The organism is Kitasatospora sp. NPDC057198, assembly GCF_042670125.1.
GTDB lineage: Bacteria > Actinomycetota > Actinomycetes > Streptomycetales > Streptomycetaceae > Kitasatospora.
In genome coordinates, this window is the sequence record NZ_JBHUWH010000017.1 from 1 (window position 1) to 12,548 (window position 12,548).

Genomic DNA, 12,548 nt, shown 5'->3' on the forward strand with positions numbered 1-12,548 from the left:
AACGCGACGGCCGCCGCCGCACCCGCCCCGGCACCCGTCGCGCCTGCCGCACCCGCGCCGGTCGCGCCCGTCGCGTCCGCCGCTCCCGTCGTCGAGGGGGAGCGCCCGCTGGCCAAGCCGCCGGTGCGCAAGCTCGCCAAGGACCTCGGGATCGACCTGCGCGCCGTGGTGCCGACCGGCCCGAACGGCGTGATCACCCGCGAGGACGTGCACGCCGCGGCGAGCACCGCCGCCGAGGCGGTCGTCGAGCCGGTGGCCGCCCCCGCGGCGGAGCAGCGGCCGGCCGCCGCGGCACTGCCGGTGCCGAGCGCGGCCGGGGACGTCCGGGTGCCGGTCAAGGGCGTGCGCAAGGCGACCGCGCAGGCGATGGTGGCCTCCGCGTTCACCGCGCCGCACGTCACCGAGTTCGTCCAGGTCGACGTGACCCGGACGATGAAGCTGGTGCGCAAGCTCAAGGAGAGCGGCGAGCTCGGCGCCGGGGTGCGGGTCAGCCCGCTGCTGCTGGTCGCCAAGGCGCTGCTCACCGCCGTCAAGCGGCACCCGGAGATCAACGCCAGCTGGGACGAGCCGGCCCAGGAGATCGTCGTCCGGGGCGCGGTCAACCTCGGCATCGCCGCGGCCACCCCGCGCGGCCTGATCGTCCCGAACATCAAGGACGCCGGCTCCCGGACGCTCTCCCAACTGGCGGTCGCCCTGGGCGAGTTGGTGGAGACCGCGCGGCAGGGCAAGACCGCTCCGGCGGACATGTCGGGCGGCAGCATCACGATCACCAACGTCGGCGTGTTCGGCGTCGACACCGGCACCCCGATCCTGAACCCGGGCGAGGCGGCCATCCTGGCCTTCGGCGCCGTCCGGGAGCTGCCCTGGGTGCACAAGGGCAAGGTGGTGCCCCGCCAGGTCACCACGCTGGCGCTGTCCTTCGACCACCGGCTGGTCGACGGCGAGCTGGGCTCCAAGGTGCTCGCGGACACCGCCGCGATCCTGGAGTACCCGAAGCGCCTGATCACCTGGGGCTGACCGGCCCCACCGACCCACCGGGCCCCGTTCCGCGCACCGCGGAGCGGGGCCCGCGGCGTGCCCGGGCGGCGTGTCCCGGCCGGGCAGGCAGGTGCCGGCAGGCGGTCAGCGGCGGGCGGAGTGCCAGCTGGCGCGGGCCAGGGCGTGGAAGTCCGCCGAGGCCGGGTGGCCCAGGCCGAGGGCCGCGCACAGCAGGGTGGCGGTGGTGGGGCGCGGCCCGGCCACGCCGCGTTCGAGGTCGGACAGGGTGCGGATGCCGAGCCCGGCCCTGGCGGCCAGTTCCTCCTGGGTCAGTTCGGCGCCCCGCCGGTGGGTGCGCAGGACGCGCCCGAACGTTTCGCGCGGATCCGTTTCCCCTCGGGTCCCCATCGCCCCGCCACCCCCCTGTCGTTCCCCCGTTCGGCAGCGTATCCCGTCCGGCCGGAGCCGGGCGCCGCGCCAACTCGACTGCCCGGATTCGGAATTGGGAATTCCGGCGGACCCCTACCGGAAATCACCCGGGAGTGTCGGGCATTGGGCCGCCCGAGGGAGTTTCGCGCCCGTCCCGCCCGGCCCCGGTCCGCGACGGGTACGTGTGTGCGACCGAGTCGCCCGCGCAGCCAGGCCGGGCGGCCGTCGCAGCGAGGATCCCCCCGTATGCCGACTGGTGCTCCCGGACCCGTGATGCGTTCGGCGGCCGCCCTGCTCCTGGTGGCCGCCGCCGTGCTGCCCGCCGTGGTGGAGGTGGCCTCGCCCGCGCCCTCGACCGCGATAGGCCCCCCGCCGGGGCCCGACCGGGCGGTGCCGCCGGTCTCCCACCCCGGCCTGCGCGCCCCCGGCGCGCCCTCGGTGGACCTGCGGCTGACCGGCGACGCGTCCAACCGGATCACCCTGGTGCTGCTCGGCGACGGCTACACCGCGGCCCAGCAGCAGCTGTTCCACGAGCAGGCGGACCGGGCCTGGCGGGCGCTGCTGGAGATCGAGCCGTTCCGCACCTACCAGGGGTTCTTCAACATACGGCGGGTGGACGTGGTCTCCCCGGTGGCCGGGATCGCGGAGACCGAGAGCGCCGGGAAGTCCCCCGCCACCCCGCTCGGGATGCGCTTCTGGTGCGAGGGCACCGCCCGCCTGCTGTGCGCGGACGAGGGGGCCACCGCCCGCTGGGCCGGGCAGGGCGACGGCCCGCAGTACCTGATCGCGCTGGCCAACTCCACCGAGTACGGCGGCGCGGGCGGCACCGGCGTGACCACCCTGGCGGGCGGCAGCCCGGACGCCGGGCGGATCATCCAGCACGAGATCGGGCACACCGTCGGCGCCCTCGGCGACGAGTACGACTCGGCGCCGAACGACCCGGACTACCCGAACCTGTCCGCGGTGGACGCCGAGGAGATGCTGCGCGAGCGGACCAAGTGGTGGCACTGGCTGGGCGCCGAGTCGCCGGACGGCGGCGGCGTGGTCGGCGCGTACCGCAGCGCCAACGGCCTGTACCGGCCGACCGCCGACTCGGTGATGCGCACCCTGGGCAGCACGTACAACCTGCCCTCCCGGGAGGCGATCGTCGAGCAGCTGTACCGCCGGGTGAAGCCGGCCGACGACCCCGAGCCGGCCCCCGGACAGGTCGACGGGCGGCCCAAGCTGCACGTGCGGCCGCTGGCGCTGACCGGCCCCCGGCAGCTGCGGATCGGCTGGACGCTGGACGGCAGGCCGGTGGAGGCGAGCAGCGCGGACGGCACCTGGCTGGACACCGGGGCGCTGGCGCTGGAGCCGGGCGGGAAGCACACCGTCACGGCGACCGTCCAGGACACCACCGACTGGGTGCGCGACGAGGCGTTTCGCGAGCAGTACATGACCCGGACGGTGAACTGGACGCTCACCGGTTGAAACCGGACGTTCCGCCGACCCCGACCCAAAGGTCAGGTCATGGGATGACTAGCCTGGTCCCACTATGAGCGTGGACCCCGCCCCGACCGCACCGTCCCTGTCCGCCTCCGTTCCCCGCCCCCGCGCCGACGCCCCGCGCGACGCCCCCGCCGCGGCCCCCGCCGCCGCCTCGCCCGTCGCCGCCTTCCACCCGCCGGGCGGCCGGGCCGCCTGGTTCGCCTGGACGGTCGGCGTCAGCGTCTACGTCCTCGCCGTGGTGCACCGCACCAGCCTCGGCGTGGCCGGGCTGGACGCCTCCGCCCGGTTCGGCATCGGCGCCTCCGCGCTGTCCACCTTCTCGATCCTCCAGGTTCTGGTGTACGCCGGGATGCAGGTGCCGGTCGGCCTGCTGGTCGACCGGATCGGTCCGCGCCGGGTGCTGGTGCTGGGCGTGGCGCTGATGAGCGCCGGGCAGCTGGCGTTCGCCTTCTCCACCGCGTTCGGGCCCGCGCTGGCCTCCCGGGCGGTGCTCGGCTGCGGCGACGCGATGACCTTCATCAGCGTGCTGCGGGTCGCCGCCCGCTGGTTCCCGGCCGCCCGCAACCCGTTCGTCGCCCAGCTCACCGGCCTGGTCGGCACCGGCGGCAACCTGTTCACCACCGTGGTGCTCGCCCAGGCGCTGCACACCGCCGGCTGGAGCACCACCTTCGGGGCGATCGCGCTGACCGGCGTGCCGGTCCTCGTCGCCGTCCTGGCCCTGCTCAAGGAGGCCCCGCCCGGCGCCCCGGAGCCCGTCCGGCACGAGAGCACGCGGCTGCCGGTCGGGCAGCAGATCCGGGCCGCCTGGTCCGAACCCGGCACCCGGCTCGGCATGTGGGTGCACTTCACCACGGCCTTCCCGGCGTCCGCGTTCGGCCTGCTGTGGGGGATGCCCTACCTGGTCGAGGGGCAGGGCATGTCCCGGGCCGGGGCGGGCGGCCTGCTCAGCCTGCTGGTGCTCAGCGGGATGGCCTTCGGCCTGCTGTTCGGCCGGATGGTCTCCCGGACGGCCGCCTCCCGGCTGCCGATCACCTTCACCGTGCTCACCGCCACCGCGCTGTGCTGGACGGCCGCCCTGGCCTGGCCGCACGGCCACCCGCCGCTGTGGCTGCTGGTGCTGCTGATGCTGGTGATGGGCAGCAACGGCCCGGCCTCGCTGATCGGCCTCGACTACGCCCGCGCCTACAACCCCGCCGAACGGATGGGCACCGCCTCCGGCATCGCCAACATGGGCGGCTTCATCGGCTCGATGACCACCCTGCTCGGCGTCGGCGTCCTGCTGGACGCGCTCGCCGACCCGGGCGGCGACGGCTACGGCGCGCACGCCTACCAGCTGGCGTTCTGCTTCCAGCTGGTGCCGCTGCTGCTCGGGACGGCGATGATCCTGCGGCTGCGCCGCAAGGTCCGGTGACTCAGGGGGTGCTCGCCAGGTGGGCGAGCACCCGGCCGCCGAGCTCCTGGTCGCCGATCACGTTGACCAGCGCGGTCTCCGGGCGGACCCGGCCGCAGCACAGCCGGACGAAGGTCTGCCAGTCCATCGACAGCCGCACCTCGGGGGCCAGCACCACCGACTCGTCCACGCTGCCCCGGCCGTCCGGGCCGATCCGCACCGTGCGGTGGAACGGCAGCGCGCCCGCGACGTCGAAGGCCACCGTGGTGCCGATCGGCGCACCCGCCTGCTTGGCGACCTGCCGGGGCAGCGACTCGATCAGCCAGTCCCTGGTCACCACCGCGGCCGGGGAGTCCAGGTTGCCGGGCGCCTGCAGGGCCCGCCGCAGGTCCTGCTCGTGCACCCAGACGTCGAAGGCGCGCAGCCGCAGCAGCGTCGCGTACGGGACGTCCCGGGCCAGCGGGCCGCCGGGGAAGCGCACCGGGTCGCCCGGCTCGTGCTTGGCGTTCCGCAGCGCCCGGGAGCGCCGGATCACCGTGTACTCCAGCTCGCTGGTGATCTCCACCGGCGTCCAGCAGCGGCGCTTGTCGACCGGGAGCTCCATGTACCGGGTGAACTCGTTCGTCACGTGCCGCAGGTCGCGCGGGAGGGCGTGGATCGGCCGCGGGTCGCCGAGCAGCTCGGACTCGACGCCGATGATGTGCGAGACCACGTCCCGCACCGACCAGCCGGGACACTCGGTGGCCCGGTTCCAGGCGTCGGTCGGCAGTGGGGCGAGCAGCTCGGATATGGACTCGATCGACTGCGTCCACGCATCGGTGTACGCCTGCACGGTCTGGTTGTCCGTCACGGGTATCTCCGGCCCCTCCGTCGGCTTGCGTCGTCCCACGTCGTCCGGGCTGCCGAGACCTCGCACGGACGCGCATACGGCACGTTACGCTGCCGGGTGAGAGCAGGGCAGCGCTTTCGGGTGACGATCGTAGGACTCTTGCCGTGGACGGTGGTACTGTGCGCGCTTCATTGATCCAACTCGCCGTGTCGGACACCGAGCCGGCCGCCGAGCGGCGGGCCAGGGCCGCGGCGCTGGTCCGCGCCCAGGACGGCGCCGACCTGGTGGTGCTGCCCGAGCTGTGGCCGGTCGGCGGCTTCGCGTACGACGCCTGGGCGACCGGCGCCGAACCGCTGGACGGCCCGACCGCGGAGGCGATGTCCGCCGCCGCGCTGGCGGTCGGCTGCTGGCTGCACGCCGGTTCGATCGTCGAACGGGACCCGGACGGCCCGATCTACAACACCTCGCTGCTGTTCGCCCCCGACGGCGAACTGGTGCGCACCTACCGCAAGATCCACCGCTTCGGCTTCGACAGCGGCGAGGCGGTCGCGATGGGCGCCGGGCAGGAGATCGTCACCGTCGACGCGGGCTTCGCCGTGCTGGGCCTGGCCACCTGCTACGACCTGCGCTTCCCCGAGCTGTTCCGGGCGCTGCTGGACGGCGGCGCCGAACTGCTGGTCGTCCCGGCCGCCTGGCCCGCCCGCCGGGCCGAGCACTGGAACCTGCTGGCCCGCGCCCGCGCCGTCGAGGAGCAGGCCCTCGTCCTGGCCTGCAACACCGCCGGCACCCACGGCGGGGTCGAGCAGGCCGGGCGCAGCATCGCGGTCGACCCCTGGGGCCGGGTGCTGGCCGAGGCCGGGCCGGACGAGCAGGTGCTCACCGTCGACTTCGACCCGGCCGAGGTCGCCAAGTGCCGCGCCGACTTCCCGGTGCACCGGGACCGGCTGCTCGGCATCCCGGCGCCCGTGCAGCGCTGACCCGGCGGCGGTGCGGCGCTGGTCCCGCGCCCGTGCGGTGCCGACCCGGCGTGGTGCGACGGCGCGGTGGGCACGGATTTTTCCGTGCCCTTGGTCCGGATTGACCATTCCGGGGTACTCTGTGCGCGTTTTGTGAGCCGGGTCCCGGCCGCGTGAGGGCGCGGCACGGAGAGGGGGCGGCCATGACCGCTGCGGAGAACGGGGGCGGGCGCGCCCTGATCCGGCGCAACAGCCTCCGCGAACAGATCGCCGACGCCCTGCGCGACGAGATGATGGCCGGCCGCCTCCCGGCCGGGCGGAACTTCACCGTCAAGGAGATCGCCGACATCTACGGCGTCTCCGCGACCCCCGCCCGGGAAGCGCTGGTCGACCTCGCCGCCCAGGGGCTGCTGGTCAGCGAACCCCACCGCGGCTTCACCGTCCCCGAGTTCACCTGGGACGACTTCCTGGAGATCTTCGAGGCCCGCACCCTGCTCACCGACAACGCGCTGCGCCACCTGGCCGGCCGGGCGCACTGCTACGACTGGTCCCGGCTGCCCTCGCTGCGCCGCCGGGCCGACGCCGCGGCCAGGGCCGCCCGGTCCGGGCAGCTGGACGTCCTGGTCGGCTGCGACCTGCGGTTCTGGCAGGAGGCCGCCGCGCTGCTGTGCAACGAGCGGATCGCCGACTACCTCGGCTGGCTGCGGATCCAGTCCTGGATGTTCGCCGCCCCGCACCTGCGGGCGATCGGCGGCGACCTGTCCGAGGTCTGCTGGGACCGGCACGGCGAGCTCGTCGACCGGATCGAGGCCCGCGACCGGCGCGGGGCGCACCGGGTCGTCAACGACTACAACCTGTTCACCGTCGAACTGCTCGCCCGCCGGCTCGGCCACCCGCTGGAGGACGTCGCGGTGCTCCGGCTGCTGCGCGAGCCGACCGCCCCGGCCCCCGCCGCGACGGTGGCCCGGCCGTCCGCGACCGTCCCCCGGCCGGCCGCCGCCTCCGTCGGGTTGGGCCGGGTCCCGATGCCGCGCTTCGTGCCCCCCGGCCGGTTCGCCCGGCCGTTCCGACCGGGCAGCGGCGAGCCCGCCACGGGCCGGTAGGGTTGGGGCCCGTTGCCCCGCCACCCGAGAGGATGAGCCGGCCCATGGCCTGCGACCTCTGGCTCGTCCCGCTCGTGGACGTGCTCTCCCACAGCCCCGAGAACCCGTTCCGCGAGGACCTCGACCGCTACGACGCGGTGCTCGCCCAGCACGGGCTACCGCCCGTCCCGGTCCACCCGTACGTGCCGGGGTTCTCCGGGGACGTCGAGGCGATAGCCGCGTTCGACTACGACTCGCTGCACTTCCTGCGCCGCGCCTACCTGTTGGGGCTCACCGGGTTCGAGGTGACGCCGGTGGACGCGCTCGGCAGCGACTACGAGCAGCTGCTGGAGATGTTCGAGTCCACCGCCGAACAGTCGCACCTGGTCTGGCACTTCGACCACGCCGGGGCCTACCTGCCGGTGGAGTTCCGGATCCCGCTGGTGGCCGACGAACTCCTCGCCGCGGGCGGCCCGTTGGGCTCCTCGTACGGGCTGCTGCGCGAACTCCAGGCCGTTGCACCGCTGTTGGGCATCGACCCGCTCGACCCCCCGGCACCCACCCGCCCGCTGGGACCCACCCGGCTGGAGCAGTCCTTCGGGCCGCCGATCGACGACTTCCACCCCTACGCGCGGGAGCGCCACGCCTGGTCGGGGCTCTACACGGCGGCGACCCGCAGCGTCACCCAGGGATCGATGATCGTCTTCGCGTGACGGCCGCCCGGTGGGCCGGAACCAGGAGCGCACCCCCGGTGTGCGCGTCCCGGTGTGCGCGTCCCGGTTTCGCCTTCCGGCTCCGGCCTAGCGCAGCGGGCCCTCCGGGGGGCGCTGGCGGGGCATGGTGGGCCGGGTGCCCGGCGCGGGCAGGACGCGGACCTGGGCGCCGGAGCCGCCCTCGTTGCGGCCGCCCCAGGAGCCGGGGGCCTGGGTGGGGAGCTGGCTCATGCCCGCGCGGAACTCCAGCATCCACTCGGAGGTCTCGGTGCGGACCATGTCGGAGACGTCCTCGCAGAAGCGGCGCAGCACGCCGAGGCAGCGCTCGGCGGCCTCGCCCGCGGTCCCCTCGGTCGGGCCGAGGACCTCCCGGACGCACTCGGAGGCCCAGTCGAACTGGAACGCCTCCAGGCGGCGCTGGAGGGCCTGCGAGGTGGAGACGTCGCGCATCCAGCCGGAGGTGAGCCCGAAGGCGCGGTCGGCGAGCAGCGCGGCGGCGGCCAGGGCGAGGCCGGTGTAGCCCCACTCCATCGCGTGCTCGAGCCGGCCGGTCAGCGAGAGCAGCGGGGCGGTGACGCCGCCGACCGTGAAGACCGCGGCGGAGAAGCGCAGCAGGCGGGCCCAGCGGCGCTTCCAGACCCGGTCCCGGCGGTACCAGTCGATCGCCTCCACGGCGCGCTCCTCCGACCAGCGGTAGAGCTCCTCCAGCCGCTCGGCGGGCTCGCCCCAGTCGCCGAGCGGGAACTGGCGCGCGCTCAGGTCGGCGCGGCGGCGGGTCGGGGTCCGTCCGCCGGCCCCCGGGGCGGACTGGTCGTCGTCGGCGACCTCCTTGCCCCAGGGGCTCTCCTCGGGCTGCATTTCCGGCTGGCTCACCTGTGGCGCTCCCTGTGGCGGGGTGACTGCGGGGGCCCGGCGGGCACCGGGACTGACGGTACGGAGGCCGGTCGTCCCGGGGGGTCGGGCCGTCGGCTTCGTGGAACTGGCGGTTCGTGGCACGGCGGTGCGGGCCCGTGGCGCCGAGCGCGGGTCGCAGCCGCCCATGGTGCCGTGCCCGGCGGTGCGGCCGGGCTCGGGTCCAACAGCACTTCTTACCGCCAAATGGCTTACCGTGGGGGCGCTTCCGCAGTGATCGTTATGTGATTTCACCTCCGGAAGCCGAGGTGGGAGGGTTGCGGCGGCTGGCCGGATTTCACCCGTCCGAGCGAGGGTGACGGGGGTCGCCGGTGTGACGGCGCGGCTGCTCGGGGGATTTCCCTGTGCGTTCCTACGAAGAGCGCCGGCGCGCCGCCGCCCCGCGTCGGAGCTTCCTCCGGAGCCGCCGACGGTGCGGAACCGGCCACCGACTAGGCTTGGCAGGCGTGAAGGTCCTCGTCATCGGAACCGGCGCCCGCGAACACGCCCTGTGCCGCTCTCTGTCCCAAGACCCTGCCGTTACCGAGCTGCACTGCGCCCCGGGCAACGCCGGGATCGCGCGGGTCGCCACCCTGCACCCGGTCGACCAGCTGGACGGGGACGCGGTCACCGCGCTCGCCCGGGAGCTGGGCGCCGACCTGGTGGTGGTCGGCCCGGAGGCCCCGCTGGTGGCCGGCGTGGCCGACCCGCTGCGGGCGGCCGGCATCCCGGTGTTCGGCCCCGGCAAGGAGGCCGCCCAGCTGGAGGGCTCCAAGGCGTTCGCCAAGGACGTGATGGCCGCGGCCGGCGTCCCGACCGCGCGCTCCTACGTCTGCACCACCGAGCAGGAGGCCGCCGAGGCGCTGGACGCGTTCGGCGCCCCGTACGTGGTGAAGGACGACGGCCTGGCCGCCGGCAAGGGCGTCGTGGTGACCTCGGACCGGGCCGCCGCGCTGGAGCACGCCGTGGCGTGCGGCCGGGTGGTGATCGAGGAGTACCTGGACGGCCCCGAGGTGTCGCTGTTCGCGATCACCGACGGCACCACGGTGCTCCCGCTCGTCCCGGCGCAGGACTTCAAGCGCGCGCTGGACGGCGACCAGGGCCCCAACACCGGCGGCATGGGCGCCTACTCGCCGCTGCCCTGGGCCCCCGAGGGCCTGGTCGCGGAGGTGCTGGAGAGCGTCCTGCAGCCGACCGTGGACGAGCTGCGCCACCGCGGCACCCCGTTCTCCGGCCTGCTGTACGCGGGCCTGGCGCTGACCTCGCGCGGCACCCGGGTGATCGAGTTCAACGCCCGCTTCGGCGACCCGGAGACCCAGGTCGTGCTGGCCCGGCTGCGCACCCCGCTGGCCGGGGTGCTGCTGGCCGCCGCCAACGGCACGCTGGGCGGGCTGGAGCCGCTGCGCTGGTCCGACGAGGCCGCGGTGACCGTGGTGATGGCCTCCGAGGGCTACCCGGCGGCCCCGCGCACCGGCGACCCGATCGAGGGCCTGGACGCGGCGGAGGCCGACGGCACCGCCTTCGTGCTGCACGCGGGCACCAAGGCCGGCCCGGACGGCGGGGTGCTGACCGCGGGCGGCCGGGTGCTGTCCGTCACCGCCGTCGGCGCGGATCTCGCCGAGGCCCGGGAGAAGGCGTACGCGGGCGTCGCGAGGATCTCCTTCAAGGGCGGCCAGCACCGCACCGACATCGCGGCCGAGGCCGCCCGCTAGCAGCCCGTTAGCAGACAGCCGCCGCGGGGCGCTGTGCCCGGACCGACCCGTCCGGACGCAGCGCCCCGCGGCGTTTCCCGAGGCCGCGGACGTCAGCGGCGAGGCCGGAAAACCAGCCCTTCGGGTGACGGGCGGGGCATCCTGCTGACGGGGCGCGAGCGGGGGCCTTAGGGTGCGCTGCATCGCGCCGGGGCGGGGGCCCGGGTGCGGACGCGGCTCGTCCCCTCGGCGCGCCGGGGGGATGCTGGGAGCGGTGGCGCGCCCCGCCGCGGTGTCACCAGGACGGGTGGAATCGCCGGAGTTCCGGAACACCCGCCCGCACCGCGGCGTCGAGACTGGCAGGAGAGCGCCACGCGAGTCGTACCACCGGGTTCGGCATCCGCCGCTTCCCGTACCGGAATTGATCGAGTCGAGTCGGCTGCGAAGGGGGTGCCGCGGCGATGGCTGCAGTGGACACCGCACGCGCACGAGCCCAGGCCGTCCTGCGTCTGCGCGGACGGGCCGTGGCCGCCGCCGCGCTGCCCGCCGCCTGCGCGGTGGTGCTGCTGGCCGGGCGGTTCACCGGACACATAGGCGCCCCCGGGGCGCCGGACGCCCCGCTCTGGGACGGCATCCGCTGGGCGGTCTGCGCGGTCGCCGCGCTGAGCCTGGCACTGGCCGCGCTGGTCGCCGGGGCGCACCGGCTGGCCGTCCCCCCGGTCACCCCGGCGGTGCCGCTGGAGCGCGCCGACGCGCCCGAGCTGTACCGGCTGATCGAGGAGCTCGCCGAGCGCCTCGACGTCCCGGCGCCCGCCGCGATCGCGCTCACCCCGGACTGCGACAGCTGGCTGGAGGAGCCGCACCGGCGGCCCGGCCGGCCGGCGCCGGCCGCACCGGTGCTGGTGATCGGCTCCCCCTTCCTGTGGTGGATGCGGGCCGGCGAACTGTGCGCCCTGCTCGCCCCCGTGGTGGCCGGCGGCGCCGCGGCCGCCGACCCGGACATCGCGGCCGCCCGCCGCTGGGTGCGCACCCTGGACGCCTCGCTGGGCGAGCGCCGCCGCGGCCCGGCCGCCCTGGTCGGCCTGGTCGACCGGCGGCTGCTGGGCGCCTGCCGCGAGCACTCCGCCGAGCTGGAGCACGCCGTCGCCGCCTGGTCCTCCGAGCAGGCCAGGGCGGTCGACTACGGGCCGCGGATCGCCGCCCAGGCCCAGGTCGGCCTGGCCTACGCGGGCTGGGACCGCCTGCTCACCCGGGTCGCGCTGCCCGCCTGGCGGCTCGGCCTGCACCCGGCGCACCTGAACGCCGGCGTGGTCTCCGCGCTGACCGAGCTCTCCCGCCGCGACCGGCTCGCCGACGGCTACGAGAACCGGCTCGGCGACCGCCCCGCCTGCGACCTGCTGGAGGAGCCCGGCCTGGTCGACACCCGGGTCTCCCGGCTGGCCGCCGAACTGCTGCACGAGGAACCCGCCGAGGGCTGGCAGCCGCTCGACTGGGAGGACTACCCGCTGCGGGTGGTCGACCGGGGCTGGCGCGCCCAGGCCGCCGCCCTGCAGGCCGCCCTCGGCGACGACCGCCCGCACACCGGCCCGGCGCTGGACAAGCTGCTGGCCCGGCTGGCCGCGGGCGAGGCCGAGGAGCTGGCCGCCGCACTGGCCGGGCAGGTGGCGCGCGCCGCCGAGGTCGCGCCCCCGCTGCCCCCCGTGCGCAGCGGCCGCGACCTGCTGGTCGAGCACCTCGCCGCCACCGTCTGCTGCGCCGCGGTGGACGCCGGCACCGCCGCCCCCGGCCTGGACTGGCTGGACGGCCCGGTGCTGCTCTGCTCGGCCGCGCCCCGGGGCGAGTTGGCCGCCGCGGTGGCGATGGCGGTCGAGGACGGGCAGGACGGCCCGCTGCGCGGGTGGCTGGAGCGGGCCGGTGTCCGGGTCGAGCGCCCGGTGCGCCTTTCGGGCTGAACCGGGACGCTTGCGGAGTGTCCAGGGAAACCCGGTTTCATCCGTACCAATTGCTACGGTGGGGTGACGCTTCGCCGTCCAACTGTGGTGTGCTGGTCCGCACGCACATCCGCATGGCAATTGCCAACCCTCGGTGGATGGGCGAAGGG

General features: G+C 75.5%; 11 protein-coding genes. 8 read left to right on the forward strand and 3 right to left on the reverse strand.

Annotated elements, in window-relative coordinates:
* On the forward strand, positions 1–1,017 hold a 1,017-nt coding region (locus ACFUEL_RS03785; protein ID WP_380234339.1), incomplete at its 5' end, for a dihydrolipoamide acetyltransferase family protein.
* Between the two features lie 105 nt (positions 1,018–1,122).
* Here the strand turns inward: ACFUEL_RS03785 and ACFUEL_RS03790 are convergent.
* Positions 1,123–1,386, reverse strand: coding sequence for a helix-turn-helix domain-containing protein (locus tag ACFUEL_RS03790; protein WP_380234340.1), 264 nt, complete (start codon positions 1,384–1,386; stop codon positions 1,123–1,125).
* Between the two features lie 267 nt (positions 1,387–1,653).
* Between ACFUEL_RS03790 and ACFUEL_RS03795 the strand changes: the two genes are divergently transcribed.
* Both ACFUEL_RS03795 and ACFUEL_RS03800 read left to right on the forward strand, forming a co-directional pair.
* Positions 1,654–2,877, forward strand: a complete 1,224-nt coding sequence (locus ACFUEL_RS03795) for a M64 family metallopeptidase (RefSeq protein ID WP_380234341.1) — start codon at positions 1,654–1,656, stop codon at positions 2,875–2,877.
* A gap of 64 nt (positions 2,878–2,941) precedes the next feature.
* The gene (locus ACFUEL_RS03800; protein WP_380234342.1) at positions 2,942–4,306 is read left to right on the forward strand and encodes a nitrate/nitrite transporter; all 1,365 of its coding nucleotides are present in this window, start codon (positions 2,942–2,944) and stop codon (positions 4,304–4,306) included.
* A gap of 1 nt (position 4,307) precedes the next feature.
* Here the strand turns inward: ACFUEL_RS03800 and ACFUEL_RS03805 are convergent, their stop codons facing one another.
* On the reverse strand, positions 4,308–5,135 hold the full coding sequence (locus tag ACFUEL_RS03805) for a maleylpyruvate isomerase family mycothiol-dependent enzyme (RefSeq protein WP_380234343.1): 828 nt from the start codon (positions 5,133–5,135) through the stop codon (positions 4,308–4,310).
* 158 nt (positions 5,136–5,293) lie between these two features.
* Here ACFUEL_RS03805 and ACFUEL_RS03810 point away from each other — a divergent pair, with 158 nt between their 5' ends.
* The 3 genes from ACFUEL_RS03810 (at position 5,294) to ACFUEL_RS03820 (ending at position 7,865) form a co-directional block, all read left to right on the forward strand.
* Positions 5,294–6,091 carry a carbon-nitrogen family hydrolase gene (locus ACFUEL_RS03810; protein WP_380234344.1) on the forward strand — a complete coding sequence of 266 codons (798 nt, stop codon included), beginning with the start codon at positions 5,294–5,296 and terminating at the stop codon, positions 6,089–6,091.
* 182 nt (positions 6,092–6,273) lie between these two features.
* Entirely contained in the window at positions 6,274–7,173 is a 900-nt protein-coding gene (locus ACFUEL_RS03815; RefSeq protein WP_380234345.1) for a GntR family transcriptional regulator, read from the forward strand.
* Between the two features lie 44 nt (positions 7,174–7,217).
* Positions 7,218–7,865, forward strand: coding sequence for a hypothetical protein (locus ACFUEL_RS03820; RefSeq protein WP_380234347.1), 648 nt, complete (start codon positions 7,218–7,220; stop codon positions 7,863–7,865).
* Positions 7,866–7,952: 87 nt separating this feature from the next.
* On the opposite strand, the gene ACFUEL_RS03825 is transcribed toward ACFUEL_RS03820, so the two are convergent.
* Complete coding sequence (locus ACFUEL_RS03825; protein ID WP_380234348.1) at positions 7,953–8,738, reverse strand: SLATT domain-containing protein; 786 nt, start codon at positions 8,736–8,738, stop codon at positions 7,953–7,955.
* A gap of 485 nt (positions 8,739–9,223) precedes the next feature.
* Here ACFUEL_RS03825 and purD point away from each other — a divergent pair, with 485 nt between their 5' ends.
* Entirely contained in the window at positions 9,224–10,468 is a 1,245-nt protein-coding gene (purD, locus tag ACFUEL_RS03830) for a phosphoribosylamine--glycine ligase (RefSeq protein ID WP_380234349.1), read from the forward strand.
* Between the two features lie 440 nt (positions 10,469–10,908).
* The gene (locus ACFUEL_RS03835) at positions 10,909–12,399 is read left to right on the forward strand and encodes a hypothetical protein (protein WP_380234350.1); all 1,491 of its coding nucleotides are present in this window, start codon (positions 10,909–10,911) and stop codon (positions 12,397–12,399) included.
* Positions 12,400–12,548 lie beyond the last annotated feature (149 nt).

Coding starts and splice junctions, on each gene's coding strand:
- ACFUEL_RS03790 (WP_380234340.1), bottom strand. CDS start 1,386: ATGGGGACCCGAGGGGAAACGGATCCGCGCGAAACGTTCGGGCGCGTC.
- ACFUEL_RS03795 (WP_380234341.1), top strand. CDS start 1,654: ATGCCGACTGGTGCTCCCGGACCCGTGATGCGTTCGGCGGCCGCCCTG.
- ACFUEL_RS03800 (WP_380234342.1), top strand. CDS start 2,942: ATGAGCGTGGACCCCGCCCCGACCGCACCGTCCCTGTCCGCCTCCGTT.
- ACFUEL_RS03815 (WP_380234345.1), top strand. CDS start 6,274: ATGACCGCTGCGGAGAACGGGGGCGGGCGCGCCCTGATCCGGCGCAAC.
- ACFUEL_RS03820 (WP_380234347.1), top strand. CDS start 7,218: ATGGCCTGCGACCTCTGGCTCGTCCCGCTCGTGGACGTGCTCTCCCAC.
- ACFUEL_RS03835 (WP_380234350.1), top strand. CDS start 10,909: ATGGCTGCAGTGGACACCGCACGCGCACGAGCCCAGGCCGTCCTGCGT.